At 33.1% G+C, this 22,910-nt stretch carries 21 protein-coding genes; 7 read left to right on the forward strand and 14 right to left on the reverse strand.

Annotated features, from left to right (window positions below; genetic code table 11):
• Positions 1-75: 75 nt before the first annotated feature.
• The 3 genes from ACM55F_RS07955 to guaA all read right to left on the reverse strand — a co-directional run bounded on the left by ACM55F_RS07955 (position 76) and on the right by guaA (position 4,087).
• Complete coding sequence (locus ACM55F_RS07955) at positions 76-477, reverse strand: OsmC family protein (protein ID WP_416853280.1); 402 nt, start codon at positions 475-477, stop codon at positions 76-78.
• The gene (locus tag ACM55F_RS07960) at positions 477-2,423 is read right to left on the reverse strand and encodes an amino acid ABC transporter substrate-binding protein (protein WP_416853281.1); all 1,947 of its coding nucleotides are present in this window, start codon (positions 2,421-2,423) and stop codon (positions 477-479) included. The genes ACM55F_RS07955 and ACM55F_RS07960 overlap by 1 nt, the downstream gene beginning before the upstream one ends.
• Before the next feature lie 134 nt (positions 2,424-2,557).
• Positions 2,558-4,087, reverse strand: coding sequence for a glutamine-hydrolyzing GMP synthase (gene guaA, locus ACM55F_RS07965; protein WP_416853283.1), 1,530 nt, complete (start codon positions 4,085-4,087; stop codon positions 2,558-2,560).
• A 228-nt stretch (positions 4,088-4,315) separates the two neighbouring features.
• Between guaA and ACM55F_RS07970 the strand changes: the two genes are divergently transcribed.
• Complete coding sequence (locus ACM55F_RS07970) at positions 4,316-4,843, forward strand: hypothetical protein (RefSeq protein WP_416853284.1); 528 nt, start codon at positions 4,316-4,318, stop codon at positions 4,841-4,843.
• Between the two features lie 26 nt (positions 4,844-4,869).
• On the opposite strand, the gene ACM55F_RS07975 is transcribed toward ACM55F_RS07970, so the two are convergent.
• Both ACM55F_RS07975 and ACM55F_RS07980 read right to left on the reverse strand, forming a co-directional pair.
• A complete protein-coding gene (locus ACM55F_RS07975) occupies positions 4,870-5,565 on the reverse strand; it encodes a hypothetical protein (RefSeq protein ID WP_416853285.1) in 696 nt (231 codons plus the stop codon).
• A gap of 125 nt (positions 5,566-5,690) precedes the next feature.
• Positions 5,691-6,296: a hypothetical protein gene (locus ACM55F_RS07980; RefSeq protein ID WP_416853286.1), complete on the reverse strand. Its 606-nt coding sequence runs from the start codon at positions 6,294-6,296 to the stop codon at positions 5,691-5,693.
• Between the two features lie 282 nt (positions 6,297-6,578).
• On the opposite strand from ACM55F_RS07980, the gene ACM55F_RS07985 reads away from it, so the two are divergent.
• From ACM55F_RS07985 to ACM55F_RS08010, 6 genes are all read left to right on the forward strand, one after another.
• The gene (locus tag ACM55F_RS07985; protein ID WP_416850307.1) at positions 6,579-6,971 is read left to right on the forward strand and encodes a RidA family protein; all 393 of its coding nucleotides are present in this window, start codon (positions 6,579-6,581) and stop codon (positions 6,969-6,971) included.
• A 50-nt stretch (positions 6,972-7,021) separates the two neighbouring features.
• On the forward strand, positions 7,022-8,278 hold the full coding sequence (locus ACM55F_RS07990; protein WP_416853288.1) for a voltage-gated chloride channel family protein: 1,257 nt from the start codon (positions 7,022-7,024) through the stop codon (positions 8,276-8,278).
• A gap of 69 nt (positions 8,279-8,347) precedes the next feature.
• Positions 8,348-9,352, forward strand: coding sequence for a DHH family phosphoesterase (locus tag ACM55F_RS07995; protein WP_416853289.1), 1,005 nt, complete (start codon positions 8,348-8,350; stop codon positions 9,350-9,352).
• Positions 9,353-9,355: 3 nt separating this feature from the next.
• On the forward strand, positions 9,356-10,000 hold the full coding sequence (gene gldI / locus ACM55F_RS08000; protein ID WP_416853290.1) for a gliding motility-associated peptidyl-prolyl isomerase GldI: 645 nt from the start codon (positions 9,356-9,358) through the stop codon (positions 9,998-10,000).
• Between the two features lie 16 nt (positions 10,001-10,016).
• Positions 10,017-11,141: a peptidylprolyl isomerase gene (locus tag ACM55F_RS08005; protein WP_416853291.1), complete on the forward strand. Its 1,125-nt coding sequence runs from the start codon at positions 10,017-10,019 to the stop codon at positions 11,139-11,141.
• 33 nt (positions 11,142-11,174) lie between these two features.
• Positions 11,175-12,431: a peptidylprolyl isomerase gene (locus ACM55F_RS08010; protein WP_416853292.1), complete on the forward strand. Its 1,257-nt coding sequence runs from the start codon at positions 11,175-11,177 to the stop codon at positions 12,429-12,431.
• Between the two features lie 222 nt (positions 12,432-12,653).
• On the opposite strand, the gene ACM55F_RS08015 is transcribed toward ACM55F_RS08010, so the two are convergent.
• From ACM55F_RS08015 to coaBC, 9 genes are all read right to left on the reverse strand, one after another.
• Entirely contained in the window at positions 12,654-13,094 is a 441-nt protein-coding gene (locus ACM55F_RS08015) for a hypothetical protein (protein ID WP_416853293.1), read from the reverse strand.
• A gap of 559 nt (positions 13,095-13,653) precedes the next feature.
• Positions 13,654-14,370: a response regulator transcription factor gene (locus ACM55F_RS08020; protein WP_416853294.1), complete on the reverse strand. Its 717-nt coding sequence runs from the start codon at positions 14,368-14,370 to the stop codon at positions 13,654-13,656.
• A gap of 3 nt (positions 14,371-14,373) precedes the next feature.
• The gene (locus ACM55F_RS08025) at positions 14,374-15,957 is read right to left on the reverse strand and encodes a sensor histidine kinase (RefSeq protein WP_416853296.1); all 1,584 of its coding nucleotides are present in this window, start codon (positions 15,955-15,957) and stop codon (positions 14,374-14,376) included.
• A gap of 59 nt (positions 15,958-16,016) precedes the next feature.
• Positions 16,017-16,613, reverse strand: coding sequence for a dephospho-CoA kinase (gene coaE / locus ACM55F_RS08030; protein WP_416853297.1), 597 nt, complete (start codon positions 16,611-16,613; stop codon positions 16,017-16,019).
• 1 nt (position 16,614) lies between these two features.
• Complete coding sequence (locus ACM55F_RS08035) at positions 16,615-17,613, reverse strand: glycosyltransferase family 2 protein (protein ID WP_416853299.1); 999 nt, start codon at positions 17,611-17,613, stop codon at positions 16,615-16,617.
• Between the two features lie 131 nt (positions 17,614-17,744).
• On the reverse strand, positions 17,745-18,935 hold the full coding sequence (gene fabV / locus ACM55F_RS08040) for an enoyl-ACP reductase FabV (protein WP_416853300.1): 1,191 nt from the start codon (positions 18,933-18,935) through the stop codon (positions 17,745-17,747).
• A 91-nt stretch (positions 18,936-19,026) separates the two neighbouring features.
• Positions 19,027-20,679, reverse strand: a complete 1,653-nt coding sequence (gene recN / locus ACM55F_RS08045; RefSeq protein WP_416853301.1) for a DNA repair protein RecN — start codon at positions 20,677-20,679, stop codon at positions 19,027-19,029.
• A gap of 55 nt (positions 20,680-20,734) precedes the next feature.
• Positions 20,735-21,619 carry a type IX secretion system protein PorD gene (gene porD / locus ACM55F_RS08050; protein WP_416853302.1) on the reverse strand — a complete coding sequence of 295 codons (885 nt, stop codon included), beginning with the start codon at positions 21,617-21,619 and terminating at the stop codon, positions 20,735-20,737.
• Positions 21,620-21,692: 73 nt separating this feature from the next.
• A complete protein-coding gene (gene coaBC, locus ACM55F_RS08055) occupies positions 21,693-22,910 on the reverse strand; it encodes a bifunctional phosphopantothenoylcysteine decarboxylase/phosphopantothenate--cysteine ligase CoaBC (RefSeq protein ID WP_416853303.1) in 1,218 nt (405 codons plus the stop codon).

The following is a 22,910-nucleotide window of genomic DNA, read 5'->3' on the forward strand; positions in this document are numbered from 1 at the left end:
AAAAAAGAATAAAGAGAGGAGAAGCAAGATTTATTCAATACTCTTGCTTCTCCTCTCTTTATTCTTTACTCTAATTTATTTCCAGTTGAAAGTAATTCGTTTCTCAATTTCGGTATTTAAACTTAAGAAAACAGGACAAGTCATGGCTGCTCTTTCAAGGATCGTTTTATTCTTTTGATCGACTGTCCCTACCATCTCAAAAGCAATTTCTATTGTTCCTATTCGTCTTGGCTCGGCATTCATAATTTTTGTAACTGATGCTGTAGAATCTTTCAAATCCACATTCATATCACGGGCTTTTATTCCCATAATTGTCATCATACAACTTGCCAAAGCATTAGCAACAGTATCTGTTGGAGAGAAAGCCTCTCCTTTTCCGTTATTATCTACCGGCGCATCCGATATTATTTCTGTTCCAGATTGCAAGTGTATCGACGATGTTCTTAAATCGCCTAAGTAAGTTACTTTTGATGTCATTAGTTGGCTTCTTTTATGGTTAAATCAGTATCGTAGTATAAAATATGCACCCCTTTATTGGTATAACCACCATCTTCTTTTTTATAGTATTCAAATTTATTATCGATCTGTTCTGTCGCCATCGTGTCGGCAGTTTCCTGATATGTTTTATCTTGTGACAATCGCATCATAGTGTCAAATGTAATATCAAAACCACGGGTTGCAAAAGCGCTAGGAAAAATTTTATTTTTCTTTCTATACTCTTTTTCGAAAATTAAAGCTTCAGGAGATACATTTTCACGAGTAACGGAAGGATACATTAATTTCAACTTTGTTAAATTCACAAAATTAATTTCATCCGTATCCAGTGTTTCATTAGGCTCTAAAATAACCAACTGTACTTTATAAGTGGCCATAGCACTCAACATAGCTGCCATTGTTGATTTTATCATTCCTGTATTTGCCGTTTCCATTACCACATAGTTTATTTTATCTTTTACAAATAAACTCTTTAAATTTTCAGCGGATATGCCACCGTTTGCAGTAAGTGCTGAAAATTTCACATCTTTATGATTTTCCTTAATATACTGTATAACGGATTCTTTTTTCTTATCCACTACAGCTATGATATTCCCGTCTTTTGCTCTCATAAAATCAAACACAGCATTTTTAACCACAACGACAGTTGGGATAGTTTGAAACAAATTAGTGTAAGAGTTGCCCAAATCTTTCGATAAAGGCGAAATTACCGGAACTTGATTCACTTTCAATAATTCAGCTGTTTTTTCTACATTATTTTGATAGAATGGCCCAATTATAGCATCCGAATCTTCTAGATTATTTTCTTTGATTATAGACGCGACATTAGAAGTGTTTTTGGTTTCTTGAGAATCAAATATCTTCACATCGAAAGAAAGTCCCATTTGTTTTGCAGAATCGATAGCCATTAAAGCTCCCGAATAAAAATCTAAAGTCATGTTCAAAAACTTGTCTTTTTTCAATCGCATCGCAGTTGAATTAACAGTATCGCCCTCTATTTTTGCCATATTAAAAGGCAAAAGCAGCACAAGTTTTTTTCGATCGTTACTACCCATTTTCTTTGACAAAATGGTGTATTCTTTTTTAGTTTCTTGCGGAATAGCAATGATTGCAGGAACCTTCAAAATCATTCCTTCCACAACACCTTGAGATAAAGCAGGATTCAAAGCGATTAACTCTTCCTGAGTCATACCAACCATTTTTGATAAACTATAAAGTGTTTCTTTTGGCTTCACTTCATAATTTAAATAATTAACTGCTGTATCTGTCTTTATAGGACTTGGTTTTGCAATTTCTTTTTTGGGTTCAACCGCAACAGCTATTTTATCAGCTTTGGGGGCAGTACCTTTAATCAATAATTTATATCCCTCAGGTAAACTAGAAATAACTTCAGGATTCTTACGCTCTAATTCTTCAATGGTAATTCCATATTGTTTAGAGATTGAATATTTTGTCTCTTTTGGAAGCACATAATGATAGACCACTTTTTCTGGAGTCGCAGTACTATTTTTCTGAACTTTATTAGAAGGAATAATTAGGGTTTGACCTATTTGCAGCCCTTCTTTTTCAAGAAAAGGATTTGCTTGTTTTAACGCTTCGTCAGAAACACCATATTTTTTTTCAATACCGTAAAGTGTTTCTTTAGGCAGCACTTCATGGGTTATGGTCTTTGCGCTTGGTTTGGCTAGGAGCACAGCCTTTGGTTTACCACCACTTTTTGGAATCAGCAAAATACTGTTAGGCTTTAATCCACTTTGCGCATCTGGATTTAATTGATAAATATCAAATGGAGTAACGTTGTACTTTATTGCAATTTGACTTATCGTTTCTCCTTTCTGAACTTTATGGGTTGTGGGTTTTTCTTGTGAAAAAACACTATAATTAAACAACAAAGCAGTCATACAAATCGCAAAAAAATATTTCATCATTTTTATTTAAAAAATTATTCAAATCACTAATAAAATAACGGTATCAAATTTTATTCCAAAAATTTGATACCGTTTATATAAAGAACATTAAAAAAATAATGATATTCCGAGAAGGGATTAACAAAAATTTAATTTTATTCCCACTCAATAGTTGCAGGCGGTTTTGAACTAATATCATAAACCACTCTATTTACACCTTTTACTTTATTAATAATATCATTAGATACTTTCATCAAGAAGTCATACGGTAAATGTACCCAATCCGCTGTCATGCCATCGGTAGATTCAACAGCACGAAGCGCTATTACTTTTTCATATGTACGCTCATCACCCATTACACCTACACTATTTACAGGAAGTAAAATAGCTCCGGCTTGCCAAACTTTATCATACAATCCCCAAGATTTCAATCCTTCAATAAAAACAGAATCTACTTCTTGTAAAATTCTAACTTTCTCTGGCGTGATATCTCCTAAAATTCTAATTGACAATCCTGGTCCTGGGAAAGGATGTCTTCCTAATAATTCTGGGTCAATTCCTAATGAAGCTCCTACTCTGCGCACTTCATCTTTGAAAAGCATACGAAGTGGTTCTACTATTTTCAATTTCATGTAATCAGGTAAACCTCCTACATTATGGTGTGATTTAATGGTAGCCGAAGGTCCTTTTACTGAAACTGATTCAATAACATCAGGATAAATTGTTCCTTGCGCCAACCATTTTACATCTTCTATAAGGTGTGATTCATCATCAAAAACTTCAATAAATACACGTCCAATAATTTTACGTTTGGTTTCTGGGTCGCTTACACCTGCTAATTCAGATAAGAAACGATCTCCTGAATCTACTCCTTTAACGTTCAAACCCATTCCTTTGTATTGATCCAATACGTTTTGAAATTCGTTTTTACGAAGCAAACCGTTATTTACAAAAATACAATATAAGTTTTTCCCAATTGCCTGATGCAATAAAACTGCCGCTACAGTAGAATCTACTCCTCCAGAAAGGCCAAGAACTACTTTATCGTCTTGTAATTTTTCTTTTAATTCTGCCACCATTTCGCTAACAAAAGCCTTTGGTGTAAAATTTTGAGGAACTTCTGCTATTTTTACTAAAAAGTTTTCCAGCATTTTTGATCCATCTGTAGAGTGAAAAACCTCTGGATGGTATTGAATAGCGTATGTTGTTTCGCCTTCAATTTTATAAGCTGCAAATTCTACATCATGTGTACTTGCTAATTTCACTCCGTTTGTTGGCAAAGCTTTAATACTATCGCTATGACTCATCCAAACTTGGCTATTCTCTGAAACACCTTCAAAGAAAACTTCATTCTCTTTTATAAAAGACAAATTAGCTCTACCATATTCTCTAGTGTTTGAAGCCGCTACTTCACCTCCACTAAAATGAGATAAATATTGCGCACCGTAACAAACAGCTAGCATAGGAAGTTTTCCTCTAATTTGAGATAAATCAGGATGTGGCGCATCTTCTCCTCTAACAGAAAAAGGGCTACCTCCAAGAATTACTGCTTTATAAGATGATAAATCACTCGGAAAATGATTGTAAGGGAAGATTTCGCAGAATATATTTAATTCGCGAACTCTACGCGCAATAAGTTGAGTATATTGCGATCCGAAGTCTAAAATAAGTACGTTGTGTTGCATGCGCAAAAATACTTTTTATATTTTGAATTGAAAAATTGAATTTTGAAAAATATTTTTTTTTTTTTTCAATAGGCTATTTATCCTATTTATTCACACTTCAAAAACTGTCTTTTTTTGACAAAATGAATGATTTTTAAAATAAAAACTAAGAATAATTTAAGTCCGTATGAAATATTTACTGTTTTTTTAAGTTAACCTTATATAAATAAAACATAAAATTAAAAAACAATGAAAATTAAAACATACGCAGCAATTACCTTTTTAGTTCTTCTTATCGCTTCCTGTAGTGTTGTCGATAGCTTATTAACTATTAATATAGCTACTCAAACTTCCTTTAAAATCGAAAGTGGATTCCCTCTTAATGTCGCTTCCGAAATAATAACTCCAGATGTTACTACAAACTCAAGCGCCATTTTTGAAAACAACAATACGAAAGCTGATTTAGTAAAAGATGTAAAATTGAAAGAGTTAAAACTGACCATAACAGACCCAAGTAACAAAACATTCAGTTTTTTAAAATCAATTCATTTATACATTTCAACAGATGCTGATGACGAAATCGAATTAGCGTATTCAGACGATATTAATTCCACTTCAAATACTTTAAATCTAACCTGTACTGCACAAAAATTAGACAAATACATCAAGGCTCCGAGCTATAAAATAAGAGCTAAGGCTGTCATTAAAGAAACGTTGTCTCAAGATATTACTGTAAAATCAGACATGAAATTTAGTGTTACTGCTGATCCGTTTTAACAAATCAGCAGTTTTTCAATTACGCTTTATTCTCTAATAATTACAAACTTCCCTTTTACTCCTGCATCCCAATTTTCCCAATAATCAGACTTAATAAGTTTTCCTTTGTCATCATAAATTTGAAATTCAGCTGTATTTCCGCCTAGCGCCCCTCTATTTAAAGCTTCTATTTCGAATGTATTTATTCCTTCTTTAAGAAATATTTTAAATTCTTGATAATTTTCTTTCATTAATAATCTTTCTTGGACTATACTTTCATTCATAGTCGCTTTTGCTAAATCCCCATCAATCTGTCCAAAATCACGATATTTAATTACAAAAAAATTAGATTTCGTTCTAATCTCACCAAAATTGACATCAATTTTAACCAAAAGTCTTGAATCTTCTTTTAAACCTTCTCTTACTAATGTTTTCCCTAAATCTTTTTCCATTTTATCCCTATAAACATCTCCTGGATTAGCAAAATCATTTTTTGGAGTCATGTTAATAGTGCTTGTTTCTCCAATTTTTAATACTGAACTAGGGGTTTTAATTTCAGGGCTTTTAAAAACATTTGGAGAATAAGTTGGTGGTATATCAGTTTCAGGAGGTACTATTTTTTTAAACTTAGGACTTCTATTTATAGGGGGAATTGCTTTAAACTTTTTACTAAATTCAATCTGACTATAGCTTTTTGAAGAAATACCAATACTAATTATTATAAAAAAAAGAATCTGTTTCATATCAAGGTGAATATTGATAAATCAATATTTATTAAAAAATTTAAAACTAAAAACATAGTGTAAATAACAAAAATAATATAAATTAATTTTATTTATTTATTTATCGAATTGAAAAAAGAACATTCCTATTCTTTAATTAAAATTAAGGTTGCTTTAAAATCTATCCCAAGATTCCATTGGCTAGAAGAAATAATGCTTCCTTTATCATCATACACTTCAAATTCTGCTGTATTAGGGGGTGCAAATCCTTCGTTCAACGCCTCAAAATCAATCTTATTAATCCCTTTTTCTAATTTTATCTGGAAACCTTTAAAATCTCCATCCAAAACGACCTCGTATTCTATTACCTTATCATTTAAATATACTCTAATCTTATCCCCATCAACATAAGCGGCATCACGATATCTTACTTTAGCAGTAAGAGAACCCGTTTTGAAATTTCCTAAATTTTGATTTCTTTTATAATTAACAACCTCTAAATTTTCTGCTTTTTTAGTGATTTTATCAGGATTCACAAAATTGATTTTTGGCACATCAAGGGGGATATCTTGTTTTTTTATCACTTTTGGTGCAGTAATTTTTGGCAAATCTGCCTTTGGCGGAATTACTATTTTGGCTTTCAAGTTTTTATTTTTAGGTGGAATTGCTTTAAATTTAGAGCTAAATTCATTCTGTGCATATCCTCTTAGGGACATACCTATAACAATAATTAAAAATAGGATTTTTTTCATAACTTTTTAGATTAACGTATCTGTGCTTGTAAAATTTTAAAAATAAAAAAAACAAAAGTGTAAAATCATAAAAACGATATAATTTAACTTTCATTTATAACATTCAATTTCAAATTTTATTACATTTTAGAGCATAAGATTTTCTAAAATTGATTTTCCGAAATTGAACTTTTTAATTAAAAATTAGTGTTTTTTATTTCTCATTTTTTTCTAAATTGCAAAAAATATACCAAAAATCAAATTAGGTTGTAATATTTTAAAAATCAGTTAAAAACAATTAAAATGAAAAGAGAAAACATATTGACAGGCTCACCATGGGAAGACAAAATGGGATATTGTCGCGCAGTACGTATTGGAAATATCATTGAAGTATCAGGAACAGTAGCTATAATTGATGGTGAAAAAGTAAAAGCTGACGATGCACATGCACAAACTCTTAATATTTTAGAGCGCGTGGAAAAAGTCCTTGAAGACCTGAATGTAGGTATGAAAGACGTGATTCGCACCCGAATATTTACTACTGACGTTGCTACATTTGAAGCAGTTGCTACAGCTCACGCCAAATTTTTTAAAGACATAAAACCTACGACTGGTTTTTACGGAATCAATCAATTAGTTGCACCCGAATATTTGGTTGAAATAGAATTTACAGCCATTGCTCCTGAAAAATCATAAATTCAGAAACGATTGTAATACTTTAGCAAAAAAACTCCGACTATTCTATAATGAATTTAGAAAACGCTAAAAAAATAATGCTTGTCATACCCAAATGGATTTTCATTTGTGCTTTGACAGGCATTTTTTCTGGATCAGCATCCGCGTTTTTTTTAGTGGCACTTGAATGGGCTACACACTATAGAGAACACAACAACTGGATTATTTGGCTCTTGCCAGTAGGCGGCCTCATCATAGGGTTGTGTTACCATTATTGGGGAAAGGATGTTGTAAAAGGTAATAATTTATTACTGGAAGAATACGAAAATCCCCAGAAAATAATTCCGTTAAAAATGGCGCCTTTGGTACTTATTAGCACCTTAATAACACATCTTTTGGGAGGTTCCGCAGGTCGCGAAGGCACAGCTGTACAAATGGGAGGCTCCATTGCCGATCAATTTACAAAACTTTTCAAACTTGATAATTCTGAGAGAAAGACACTAATCATTCTGGGAATCAGTGCTGGTTTTGCATCGGTTTTTGGTACACCTTTGGCTGGAGCCTTGTTTGCTTTAGAAGTTTTATATTTCAGTAAAATCAGTTACAAAAGTATTCCTTTGACTTTTATAACCGCTTACATTGCTTATTTTACGGTTGAATTCTGGCAAGTAAAACACACCCATTATAGTATTCCAATTCTTCCCGAAATGAATTTTACCAACATACTTTGGGTGATTCTAGTTAGTATTCTTTTTGGCTTAGCAGCCATGTTATTCTCCCGAAGCACCCACTTTTGGGGCGCTTTATTTTCGAAAACAATACCCTTTCCTCCACTTCGTCCATTCATAGGAGGAATTATACTTGCTTTAGTAATTTACCTTATCGGGACCACAAAATACATCGGCTTAGGAGTACCAATGATTGTGGATGCATTTTCGAATCCAAATGCTTCCTATGATTTTCTTCTAAAAATACTATTTACCGGATTTACACTGGGAGCTGGATTCAAAGGTGGCGAAGTAACTCCGCTGTTCTTCGTGGGTGCCACGCTAGGAAGTGCTTTATCGCTAATTGTTCCTTTACCTATTGCACTTTTGGCAGGAATGGGTTTTGTTGCTGTCTTTTCTGGAGCAACCCATACTCCTATTGCCTGTACAGTCATGGGAATGGAACTTTTTGGGATAGAAAGCGGCATTTTCATTGGTATCGCCTGTTTAACAGCCTACTTTTCTTCAGGCTCAGTAGGAATCTATCATGCCCAAATTGTAAAAGGCACCAAATACCGCCTCTATCAAAAAATTAAAACGAAAAACCTAGACCTTTTCTAAGATTGTAAAAGTTTGTTAATTATATAAATGATTTCAACATTACATTAAAAAAATGTAATTTCGCAAACTATGAAAATACAAGACATTCAAGCGATACAGTTGTTATTATCAACTCCAAAAAAAATTGTAATTATTCCACACCGTGGTCCTGATGGCGACGCTATGGGTTCGACCTTAGGATTATATCATTTTTTATTAAAAAACAACCATCATCCTGTTGTAGTTTCTCCAAATGAGTTTCCTGAATTTTTAGCATGGATGCCTGGATCGGAAACTGTTAAAATATACGAAAAAGACAAAGTCAACTGCACCAAAATTCTTGAAGAAGCAGAACTAATCTTCACATTGGATTTTAATGCCTTGCACCGCACAGGTGAAATGGAAAATGTTTTAGCAAAGCTAAAAACAGCATTCATCATGATTGATCATCATCAAAAACCGGATGATTATGCTACATTTACCTATTCAGACACTTCGTATGGGTCAACTTGTGAAATGTTATACAACTTCATTTTATTTCTTGGAAAAAAAGAAGACATCGACAAAACTATCGGAACTTGTATTTATACTGGAATTCTAACCGATTCAGGTTCATTTCGTTTTCCAAAAACAACAGGAGACACACACAGAATTGTTGCTGAATTAATTGATCTAGGAGTAGAAAACACGGAGATTCCAACCTTATTATTTGACAACAGTTCTTTTGGACGTTTACAATTGTTGGGAAGAGCGCTTCAAAACATGAAAGTGTTAACAGAGCATAAAACAGCTTACACAATACTTACACAAGATGAATTAAACTCTTTTGATTATGTCAAAGGAGATACAGAAGGTATTGTAAATTACGGATTGAGCATAAAAGGAATCCTTTTTACAGCTATTTTCATCGAAAATAAGGAAGAGAAAATTATCAAGATTTCGTTCCGTTCCCAAGGTGATTTCGATGTCAATCAATTCGCAAGAGATTACTTTAATGGTGGTGGACATCGTAATGCGGCTGGTGGGAAATCAGAAGTATCCATGGACGAAACAATAAAGAAATTTGAAGATTTAGTAACAAAACTAACTATCTAATACATGAAAAATAGCAAATTAATCGCAATTGTATTCTTTTTGTTCGCATTAGTTTCAAGTTGTAAACAACATCAGGATGCCCGCAAACCTATTTCTCAGGCTTCAGGGAGCTTTATGAAGAAATCGATAGAGCGGAATAAAAAATTAATAGCCGGTGAGGAAGGACAAATTGATGCAGTTATCAAAAGAAATCCTAAAGTAAAATTTATTGCTTCATCAAAAGGATATTGGTATTCTTATGTGGTTAAAAATGAGCTGGATACTTTAACACCAAAAAAAGGAGATGTTGCATTCTTTGATTATGAAATTAAAGATTTGAAAGGTAATATCATTTATTCTGAATTAGAATTAAGACCTCAAGTTTATTATGTTGACAAACAAAATATCATGATGGGATTGAGAGACGGTATAAAATTGATGCGTAAAAAAGAGAAAGTAAATTTTCTTTTTACCTCACATATGGGCTATGGCTACCACGGAGACAACAAGAAAATTGGTATAAATCAACCGCTGTTTTGTACGGTAACACTTCGTGATTTTAAATCGGAAGCTGCCTATAGAAAAGAAAGCGAAATAAAACCAACAGCTCCGACAGTAAAACAGGAAGTCGCAACAGAAATCAAATCAAAAGACACCATAACACAATAAAAAATAAATTTTAGAAATGAAAAAAAGCATCCTATTCGTATTACTTGTAATTGCCTCATTTTATTCTTGTAAAGAAGAACACAATGATCTTCCTGATGGTTTATATGCCAAAATTGAAACCAATAAAGGCGAAATAATAGTACAACTAGATTTTGAAAAAGCACCTATCACAGTAGCCAACTACGTCACTTTGGCCGAAGGAAAAAATAAATTTGTTACCAATGAAAATCTAAAAAACAGACCCTTTTTTGACGGTTTGAAATTTCACAGAGTGATTAAAGAATTCATGATACAAACGGGAGACCCATTAGGAACAGGATCAGGAGATACCGGTTATAAATTCAAAGACGAATTTTCCGATTTGAGATTTGACAAAGGTGGTGTTTTGGCTATGGCCAACAACGGACCTACAACTAACAGCAGTCAGTTTTTCATCACCCATCTTGCGACTCCTTGGCTGGAAGGCAAACACACCATTTTTGGTCATGTTGTAGAAAAAGGAATAGATGTAGTGGAGAAGATTGAACAAAATGATTACATCAATAAAGTGACTATCATTAGAAATGGTGAAGCGGCAAAAAAGTTTGATGCAGTAAAAACATTCAGTGATTATTTCTCGATAGAGTCTCAAAACCAAAAGAAAAAAGCAGCCATTGATGCCGAAAACAAAAAAATGTACAACGCCAAATACAAAGAAGTTCGGGATCAAAAAATAGCTTATTTTGCTGCGTTAAAAACTAAAGCGACAAAAACACCTACTGGATTACAATACGTAATAACTCAGAAAAGTGGCGGTAAAAAACCCGCTAATGGTGCTAATATTTTCATTCATTACGCCGGTTTTCTTGAAGACGGTGAACTATTTGACGCAAGTGTAGAAAGTGCTGCTAAAACTTTTGGAAAATACGATGAAAACAGAGCCGCTCAAAATGGCTACCAACCGATTCCTTTTCAAGCCGGGAAAAAAGATGGCATGATTCCTGGTTTCATTGAAGGACTGGAGAAATTAGCTCTTGGTGACAAAGCCGTAATATTCATTCCGTCAAAACTGGCCTATGGTCAAGCGGGTGCTGGTGGAGTAATTCCGCCAAATGCCAATATTATTTTTGAAATTGAATTATTAGAAGCAATGCCTCAATAGCGAAGTAAAAGTCTGACCTTAAACTATTACAAGATGAAATTTAAAATTCTATTTTTATTATTTTTTGGAATCCTGAGTGTTCAGGCTCAAACTACCAAAAAAACTGTTCCTGCTAAAAAACCAACGACAACTTTAGCGAAACCGGGTGTAAAAGCAATTGTAAAACCAGCTGTAAAAGCAACAGTAAAAACTCCTGTAGCAATTGAAGGGATTTTTGCAATCATTTCAACTACTAAAGGAGATATTACTGCTCAGTTGGAATACAAAAAAACACCGGTTACTGTAGCCAACTTTATAGCGCTTGCCGAAGGAAAAAATACTTTTGTGGCAGATGAAAAACTAAAAAGGAAACCTTTTTTCGATGGTTTAAAATTTCACCGCGTTATTAAAGATTTTATGATTCAGGGCGGTGATCCATCCGGGAACGGTTCTGGTGGTCCCGGCTATGCGTTCAAAGATGAGTTTACCGATTTGAAACACAACAAAGGCGGTATTCTCTCTATGGCAAACTCTGGCCCAACTACAAATGGAAGCCAATTTTTTATCACGCACAAAGAAACTCCTTGGTTGGATGGAAAACACACCGTTTTTGGTCATGTTACCGAAGGAATGAGCATTGTAAATCTAATTACTCAAGAGGATATCATTAAGAAGATTACCATCATAAGAAAAGGAGCATTAGCAAAACAATTTGATGCTCCAAAAGTATTCTCAGATTATTTCAACAATAAAGCCGAAGATGCTAAGAAACAAGCATTAATTGATGCTGAAAATCAAAAGAAACAAGTTGCACTTGCTACAGAAAGTAAAAAAGCTTATTTTGAAAAATACGGTAGCATTATCACTGCAAAAACAGCCTATTTAGCCGCTGCAAAAGCAACCGCAACTACCACCACCACCGGTTTAGCCTATAAAATAGTTCAAAAAGGAAGCGGTGTAAAACCTGCTGACGGTACGACTTTCTATTTTCATTACGCGGGTTATTTCGAGGACGGAACTTTATTTGACAGCAGCTATGAAAACGTAAGCAAAGACTACGGAAAATACGATGCGAACAGAGCCGCTCAAAACGGATACCAAGTGTTCCCTTTTGAAGCAGGCAAAAAAGACGGAATGATTCCCGGATTTTTGGAAGGCTTGGCCCTAATGTCTTTTGGAGACAAAGCCGTGATTTTCATCCCTGCTAATTTGGCTTACGGCCAAAGAGGTGCTGGTAGTGTAATTCCACCCAATACTAATCTTGTTTTCGAATTGGAAATGTTTGAAAAACAGCCCGCTCCGAAACAGTAAATATCAAAAAAGTATTCAATAAAAAACCCGACAGTTCTCACCAAAGCGAATTGTCGGGTTTGTTATTTCAAATTATTCCGATGAATACAAATAACCAAAAATCAGCACACGGTTTAGACAGATTAAACGGATTTACACTGATTATAAAAATCTTTAAAAATCCGTGTTTTTCTGTTGGATCCGTGTCATCTGTGTGCTATAAAACTCCAATCAGAAAGGGGATTATTTCTTTCCAAATTTCCAATCAAATTCATCTTTTTGATTAATAATCGCACCAATCTCAAATTTCACTACCTCATCAAATTCCGTTTGAAAGATGATCCAATTTTCCTCATTGAAATAGTTTTCAAAAGTATCGAATTCTTCCTGAGTGAATTTAGTTATTCCTTTGGCAAGCAAATCTTTTTTGACATCACTGATTTTTCTATTAATCACTTTATTCCCAAACAACTCCAGTTCCGGACTCGAAGCCACAATATAACCTAATTTAAAATCTTCCTCTACATAGAAAGTCAAACGCATTTTAAGTTTATTGTAGGCAAAAATCACATTATCATCTTCGTCCTTGTAGTTTCTATCTGGTTTACCGTAAATAGTGGTAACATCATTTTGTTTCATTCCGAAAATGAGCTTGTCAATTCCGTTTTTTGGATTTATTTTCATACGTAGTTTATATTTGTTTCTTAAAGGAGTATGTAATTCGCATAGCCCTATCGGTGTTTATTTCGAGCTTGCGTTATACTCATTCATGTTCTATCATTTGACCGCAAAGTTCGCAAAGTTTTTTGCAAAGTACACTACCTTTTTAGTTTAAAAGATACTGAGATATAGAAATTCGAACTATAAAAGAGTTATTAAAATATAGTTTATGGTTTAAATCCAGTTTCGGGAGATTTTTGTTTTCGTAGACAAAGCGCTTCTTCGCGGGAAATCATACCTTCAGTTCATCGCAACCAAAAAATTAAAGAGATATCAATATGAAATTGAATTAATCAAAATGAAGGACATCAATGAATCCAATGAAAGAATACTTAAAAGTTATGTTCGTTAGCGTTTTGTAATCGATATGGCATCTCTTAAAAGCTAGGCTGTAATCTCGTTGACTACGTATTTGTCTTTGGGGTAATTATGATTCCATAAACAAGTTCTTTGGGTGACAGCCTATTTTCAGGATGGGACATTCCAAACAAAAAAGGCTCCGATTTCTCGAAGCCTAATTTCTTTATACTGCCGTTTTATTTTTTACAACTAATCTAAATCCTTCACCGTGAATATTTAAGATTTCGACATCTTCATCCAGTTTCAGATATTTTCTTAACTTAGCGATGTACACATCCATACTTCTTGAAGTAAAGTAATTATCATCTCTCCATATTTTTGTCAAGGCCAATTCTCTCGGCATCAAATCATTTTCATGAAGAATCAACATTTTTAATAACTCATTCTCTTTTGGAGACAATTTTATAGGCTCTTCGTCATCATAAGTTAAGAAACGAAGTTTTGAATTCAAATGGAATTTACCAATATTAAATTCAAACTGTACTTGCTCCGCTTTTGTATCAGAAGATTTTCTTTGAATAATAGCTTTGATTTTCATCAACAATACTTCAGAATCAAAAGGCTTATTCAAATAATCATCGGCACCTGCTTTATATCCTTTCAATACATCTTCTTTCATAGATTTGGCAGTCAAGAAAATAATAGGCACTTCATTGTTCTTTTCTCTGATTTCTTTTGCCAGTGTATAACCATCTTTATATGGCATCATTACATCCAGAATACACAAATCGTAAGTATCTTTTTTGAATTTTTCAAATCCCTCCATTCCATTTTTAGCCAAAGTGACATCAAAATCATTTAGCATTAAATAATCTTTTAGTACTGCTCCAAAATTAAGGTCATCTTCAACTAAAAGTATTTTTTTATTTACATTTTCCATGTTCTAATTTATTAATGGTAATTTTATTATGAAGGTACTTCCTTTTCCCTTTTCACTTTCTACATAAATTTGACCGTTATGGTCTTCAACTATTCTTTTTACATACGCTAGACCTAGTCCGTGGCCTTTAACATTATGTATATCTCCTGTATGTTCTCTGTAAAATTTTTCAAAAATTCTCTTTTGAGCCACTTTACTCATTCCCAAACCATTATCCTTTACTTTAATAATAACCATGTCTTTAACATTTTCTGTAAAAACATCAATCTCTGGAATATTTGGCGAATATTTTATTGCATTTTCTAAAATATTAACAAGCACATTCGTAAAATGCACATCATTTATTAAAACAGTAGTTCTACCAGCGTCGAAATGACTTGTAATTGTACCTTGTCTGTCTTCTAAAATTAAATTCACATGCTCAATCGCATCATTAATAACATCATGGATGTTATTTGAATCTTTATTAATGTCTAATTCTTTTTTCTCCAGTTTAGAAATTCTTAAAACATTTTCAACCTGAGCATGCATCCTCTTATTTTCATCTCTAATCATTTGAAGGTATCTAAACACCTTTTCCTTGTCATCAATAATCTTTGGATTCTTTATTGCATCCAAAGCCAAATTAATAGTTGCTATAGGAGTTTTAAACTCATGGGTCATATTGTTGATGAAATCTGTTTTTATTTCTGATATGTGACGTTGACGAATCAATTGGTTTAATGCACTTGAATAGGCAATAATAATGATAAGCGTAAATATGATTGAAAGCACAGTTATACTAACGAGTTCCGATAATAAGAATTTCTTTTTATGAGGAAAAGTTACTAATAACTGATACTTACTATTCCCTTCATTATCAGTAAATATTGGAATCGAATACGTCGCTTCTTTGTCATATTTAAAATCATCTGATTTTATTTTGGTTGCTAAATTACTGCTGTATATTCCAAACTCAAATTTTGTGTTTACACCATATTCCTCTAATTCTTTTTTTATCAGTTTACGCAATAATTCTTTTGAAACTCTTTCTTCTAGAGGCATTGCACCTGCAATATCCTTAAAGAAAATTTCAAATTGTGCATTATCCAAAACGTCTAAATTTCCGGATTTTTCAATCCTAACATCTGGTATTAAACTTTGTTCAACACCTGAATTATCTATTTTATTATTGTTATAAACTTCTGTAACACGTTTAGAATTAAAATTTTTAAATCTTTCGCTGTCAAATTTCTTATCAAAGAACGTTGAAGATATATTGTAATCTTCTGATATAATACTATTTGAATATATTATGGTTTTATTCGTTCTGGGATTCTTCTGAACATAATAAAACTCTAACAAATCATTCTTTTTTGGAATCTTTCCTGTACTGTCTTTATAATGATTGTATTTATCATAAAAACTATAGGCTTCCTGTTGTTGCAGCTTATCTGCTACATTACCAATAACTTGCTTCACATGAAATTTAAATTGTTCATCATTGTTTTTAAATGAGGTATTAAACCAATATACCTGAACGAGAATTATTCCTATCAAGGACAAACTCATCAACAACACAAGCAATCTAAAAAAAAGTTTATTCATCGTGACAAAATTAGTATTTTAACAATATATTAAATAATACATTAACCAAAGATTAACATCTAAGACTCGTTTTGTTTAATCTTTAAAATTTTAAGAATTTTAACAACTTCTGTTTTTGCCTTTTCAATTGAAGTATTTTCTATGACAAAATCGCTTTTTGAGATGCGTTGTTCGTCAGTCCACTGTGCATTTATTCGCTTTAAAACAAGCTCACGAGTAGTTCCATCTCGCTGCATAACCCTTTCAACCCTTGATTCTACTGGGACTGTGACGGTTATGATTATATCACATCTTTTATAGCCTCCGCTTTCAAATAAAATAGCAGCTTCATAAATAATATAGGGCGCTGTTGCATGTTCCAAAAGCCATTGATCAAAATGTTTTTTTACCGCAGGGTGAACAATTGTATTGAGTACTTCTAATTTTTCAGGGTTACTGAATACAATTTCTGCCAATTTTTCCCTATTTAAGATATCATTTTCAAAAATAGCATTTCCAAATGCGTTTTTTATCGCAGCTATAATTTCTGAAGATTGCATAATCTTCTTTGCTTCGTCATCAGCAATGTAAACCGGAATCCCAAATGATTGAAAATAATTTGCAATAGTTGTTTTTCCACTTCCAATACCACCTGTTAAACCAATTATTTTTGTCATATTAATTTTTGAAAAATAACTCGGGAAAAGCCTCTTGTGGTTTTTGCTTGAGAATGATGATTTTTATAAATGATTCCAAAAATCCTGTTCCATAACCATAAAATTGTTTCCAAACGGCTATTAATGATAAATATCCAATTTTAACACTCTTGTTCTGATAAGTAGACCCCAAAAACAATACCAAAAAATAAACAAAATACAACTGAAGCAGTTGATCAAAATTGAAAATCAATAATAGTAAGGACGTAAAAAATCCTATTATAAAAACAGAAGGAAAGAAAAAAGTCAGTTTATTGTATTGTGGATACCAACTATTGAGAATGGGTCTTGCTTTACCAAATTTATTCACCTGAACGGAAAATTTATCCCAATCAATTCTTCGCTTGTGATACACGAATGCTTTAGGAAATAGTTTGGTCTCAAAACCTAAATTCCACAAACGAATTGATAAATCCGGATCTTCCCCAGGATGGATGTTTCCAAAACCTTTCGAGGCTTCAAAAGCTTTACGAGACAATCCCATGTTAAAACTTCTAGGCTGAAACTTATCAATTTTTTCTGAACCACCTCTAATTCCTCCAGTGGTAAGAAATGAAGTCATCGCAAAATTGATTGCTTTTTGTATATCTGAAAAACTGTCCAAAGCTTTATCCGGACCTCCAAAACAATCCACATAATTTTGCTTTAGCGCCTTTTCAACTTCATTTAAATATGCTGCAGGAATAATACAATCCGAGTCAAAAATAATAAAGTAATCTCCTCTGGCCTTTTTCATCCCATAATTTCTGGAATCTCCAGGCCCCGAATTATCCTTAGAATAATAGGAAATATCGAGTCTGTCACCATATTTTTGAGCAATATCTTTGCAAGATAAAGTAGATCCATCTTCAATTATAACAATTTCAAAAATTTCGTTGTAAGTTGTATGAGATAAACTTTCTAAAAGTTCGTCAACTTCTTCCGGGCGATTGTAAACTGGTATGATTAGGGAAAATAACATAAATTAAGAATGTGGTATTAAAGATGTTTTTTAGACTCAAAAAAATTTTAACAAATATAACCTTTATCCATAAAAAAACCATCAACTATTAATTGATGGTTTTATAAATATTTAATTCCGTAAATATAGGATTAAGCAATACTTTCTATGTTTACCACTTCATTTGCATCTGCTTTATAATCTACTCCTGGAACGTCAAAGCCAAATAGATTGTAAAAATCTTTTCTGTAACCTTCTAAATCACCTATTTCAGATAAGTTTTCAGTTACAGCCTCAATCCATAATTTAGCTACTTTTTCCTGAACATCAGCACGCATTTCTAAATCATCGATACGAATTCTGCCCTTTTCATCTACAGGAACTTCATCTCCAGTATATAATCTTTCTTGGTATAAACGTTGAATTTGCTCAATACAACCTTCATGAATTCCTTCTTCTTTCATTATTTTGTATAATAAAGAAATATACAAAGGAATGACAGGAATCGCAGAACTTGCTTGAGTTACCAATGCTTTATTTACAGAAACAAATGCTTTTCCATCAATATTCGCTAAACTGTTAGTGATAGCAAATGCAGTCGCTTCAAGATGATCTTTAGCACGACCTATTGTTCCTTTTCTATAAACTGCTTCAGTTAATGATGGCCCTATGTAAGAATAGGCAACAGTTGTTGCACCCGGAGCCAATAAATTTTCTGCTTTTAAAGCATCCATCCACATGGACCAATCTTCACCACCCATTACAGCAATCGTATTTTCAATATCATCACCACTACATGGCTCAATAGAAATTTCAGAAACTTTTCCCGAATGAAAATCAACCGTTTTGTTCGTAAAAGTACTTCCAATTGGTTTCAAAACAGAACGATGCAAAACTCCTGTTGTAGGATGCATACGAACTGGTGAAGCCAAACTATAGATTACTAAATCTATCTGACCTAAATCAGCTTTGATAGTATCTAATGTTTGTTTCTTTACTTCATTCGAAAATGCATCTCCATTAATACTTTTCGCATATAAACCTGCTTTATGAGCTTCATTTTCGAAAGCTGCAGAATTATACCAACCAGGTGAAGCCGTTTTTCCTTCAGAAGGTGCTTTTTCAAAAAATACACCAATCGTTGCTGCATCAGAACCAAAAGCACTTGTAATTCTGGAAGCCAACCCAAAACCAGTTGAAGCTCCAATTACTAAGACTTTTTTAGCCCCATTAATATTTCCTTTTGATTGTATATATTCTATCTGATTTTTAACATTTTGTTCGCATCCTTTTGGGTGAGATGTCGTACAAATAAATCCTCTCATTCTAGGTTCTATAATCATATTTGGTTATTCTTTAATTTAATTTTTCGTATAATGGTTTGTAAGCTTTCGCAAAATGCTTCCTAAAAGGGAACAAATATAAAGCAAAATATTAGTTCAGCAAGGCCTTTGCGTGATTTAAGGCTGATTCAGAAACGATTGTTCCTGATAACATTTGTGCAATTTCCACTACCCTGTCTTGCTCGTTTAACAACTTTAATTCCGATTGTGTATCGTCACCAACAGTTGATTTAAACACTTTGAAATGGGCATTCCCTTTTGCAGCGATTTGCGGTAAATGGGTAATAGCAAAAATTTGCATCTCCTGACTCATTTCTTTCATGATTTCTCCCATCCTAATTGCAATCTCTCCCGAAACCCCCGTATCAATTTCATCAAAAATTAGTGTTGGCAATTTTGAATATTGTGCCAAAATTGCTTTAACTGCCAGCATGATTCTGGACATTTCCCCACCGGAGGCGACTTTTTTTAATAATCCAAAATCAGTTCCTTTATTGGCAGAAAATAAAAACTGAAGTTCATCCTTTCCGTTTTGAAAATAGGTTTCTGTACTATTGATGTCGATTTTAAAGCGGACATTAGGCATTCCCAAAGTTTCTAAAATCGCAATCAATTTTTGAGACAAAACCGGAATCGATTCTAATCGATTATCATGAATTATAGTCGACATGGCATCTAATGTCATTGTTTTTTGTTCAATAGAATGGGTCAATGCTATAATTTCTTCTTCGATATTTCCTAATTCTAAAACTGCATTTTCTAAGTTACTTTGAATTCCCAGTAATTCATCCACCGTAGTAACCTGATGTTTCTTTTGTAAATTAAAAATAACCTGCAGCTTTTGGCTAATTAAGTCCAATTGCTCCGGATCATTAATTAGTTTTTCTGAACAGCGATTCATCTCATCCGAAATATCATCAAATTCAATAGTTAAACTTGTAATTCTTTCTAACAAAGAATGATAATCGGCTGAAAAGGGTGCTATTTTTTGCAATGAAATTTTAATTTCTTTCAAATTATTCAAGACTCCTATCTGTTCTTCATTGGCAATAGCCAAAGCTTTATCAATAGACTCTTTAATAATCTCAACATTGTTCAACTTCTCAAAATCAGCTTCAAGAGTTTCTTGTTCGCCTGATTTTAATTGAGCAGCAACCAATTCATCCAACAAAAAAGTATTGTATTCCTGTTCTTTCTTAGCTTCACTTTGTCTTTTCAGTACCGAATTCAATTTGGATTTATCCGATTTATAACCTTTCAAAAGCGATTGGTAATCCAAAATCGTCTCTTTATTATTGGCAATGGCATCAATAATATCGAACTGAACATTTTCATCCGAAAGTTCTTGGGTTTGCTGTTGCGAATGAATATCAATCAAGAACAGACTCAATTCTTGAAGTTCCTGAAGATTTACCGGACTGTCATTGATAAAAGCCCTTGATTTACCGGAAGGCAGGATTTCGCGTCTAATTATAGTTTCATTTTCATAGTCCAAATCATTGGCGTCAAAAAATGACAACAAATTATACTTTGAAATTTCAAAATGAGCTTCAATGATGCATTTCTCTTCCTTATTTTTCAAAGAAGTCAAGTCGGCTCTTTTTCCTAAAACTAGTCCTAATGCTCCTAAAATTATTGATTTACCAGCACCAGTTTCCCCAGTGATTGTTGAAAAACCTTTTGAAAAATCGATAGTCAATTTTTCTATTAAAGCATAGTTTTTTATCGAAAGTGACGTTATCATTTATATATTGTTTTGTGATATAAGGCTAAGTATTAAATTAAAAATTGAAAACCAATTAATATTCTATTAGCACCCATTTACTTGAATTCAAAGGAGAAATTTTATTCAGATTATCGACTAAATCTGATATAGTAATACTTGGTCCACCAGAAAATATAGAAACTATTTCATCTGATTTAGCATCAAAAAAGACACGGGTTAAAAAAGCATTGGGTCTTGAAGCATTTAATTTTGCCAAATTAATTAACGACCCTTTTATTTTTTCTTTTGAAGCTTTCAAATCCTGACTCATCAAATCCAGTCCGGTATGATAGTCATACATGGTTTGTCTGATTTGTTTAAATGTTGGCGATAAAATATCGTTTATTAAAAAGTAACGGTTTTGATTTCCATCCGTTTGCCCCCACCCTTTAGAACCTCCTTGTTGCGCCACATTTGAAATGTTTTGGGCAATTTCAAAATTTGGATTTCCAGATTCCAAAACAAAAGTATCCGAATCCATTCCTAAAATTACATAACTGTAAAAAGCAAGTACAGAAACTAAATTAGAATCAAAAGTAGTTGGATTAAAAATTAAATTTTCAAACTCTGTATATCTAAAACTAAAGTCTTTGTCATTGTAATTTAATACGGGAGAGGCATAAGAGGAATTAAAAACAGGTCTTGATGATTGTACCTGAATAGTGGCTGTAAATTGGTCTGCACTATTCGATGAAACTGTAATATACATTGAACAATTAATCTTTTCGTTTTGCTTGAAATTCTGCCCTGTCCAATCCGTTTTATTTACAAATTCACTTATTGATGTCTCTAAGGTCTTGAAAACTTGCTGATTTGCATTACTTAATTTCTGTGCATTTACTGTCACAGTACAATTTAACTGTTGCGCTTGCGAAAGCCCAAAAGTCAGTAGTAAAAGAAAAGTAATTATTTTATTCATCTGTAAGCTTTCTATTGTTTCTTATCGGTCCTATGTAATTGCAAATCATCATTGCCGTTTGAATTGCAATCCGCTAGCTCATTTCATAAAAGTGTGCTACTACTTTATTTAGTATATCATCAGCAACTGCTTCTTTCGATTTCAATTCCATGGCCTTGATAGTAAAAAACTTATCTATGAAGGTAACTTTATTAGTTGCCTTTCCAAAACCGGCTCCTTTATCTTGCAATGAATTTAGAACTATCAAATCTAAGTTTTTTTTCTGAATTTTCAACTTAGCATTTTCAATTTCATTTTCTGTTTCCAAAGCAAAACCAATTAAAAACTGATTTTTTTTACTTTGCCCTAAAGATGCTAAGATATCTTTTGTTTTCTCCAGTTCAATAGTGAAATCATCTGTATTCTTTTTTATCTTTTGTGAAGCTACATTTTTAGGCTTATAATCCGCTACTGCAGCAGCAGCAATCGCAACATCTACATCAGAATAGTAAAGATGGCAGGCATCGTACATTTCCTGAGCAGAAACTACAGGAATCACTTTTATCAATGGATTAGTTACTTTACAATGCGTAGGGCCAGTAACTATTATTACTGAAGCTCCCAGATTTGCAGCACTTGAGGCAATATCAAAACCCATTTTTCCCGAAGAATGATTTCCTATAAAACGCACAGGATCTATCGCTTCGTATGTGGGACCGGCGGTAATTAATATTTTTTTCCCTTTTAATGGCAATCCTCTTTCTAAATCAGCTTCTATAAATGCGACAATGTGTTCCGGTTCAGCCATTCTTCCTTCTCCTGAAAGTCCACTGGCTAATTCGCCACTTTCAGCAGGAATTATAGTATCACCAAATTCAGTCAGAGAGAAAAAATTAGCAATAGTAGATGGATGTTTGTACATATCCAGATCCATTGCAGGTGCATAATACACCGGACATTTTGCCGATAAGTATGCTGCAATCAAAAGATTATCACAAGTGCCATTTGCCATTTTTGACAAGGTATTTGCAGTAGCTGGAGCAATAACCATTAAATCAGCCCAAAGTGCTAATTCAACATGATTATTCCATTTTTCATTCTCGTCGTCTTGATTGTAAAAGCTTGAAAATACAGGATTTTTAGATAACGTAGATAACGTTAATGGAGTTATAAAATCCTTAGAAGCAGGTGTCATTATCACTTGGACATGTGCACCTGCTTTTATGAAAAGTCGTACTAATGAAGCTGTTTTATAGGCTGCAATTCCACCAGAAATACCTAGTAAAATTTTCTTACCGTTTAAAACTGACAT

Origin of the sequence: Flavobacterium melibiosi (assembly GCF_048158545.1) — a bacterium.
Lineage (GTDB): Bacteria > Bacteroidota > Bacteroidia > Flavobacteriales > Flavobacteriaceae > Flavobacterium > Flavobacterium melibiosi.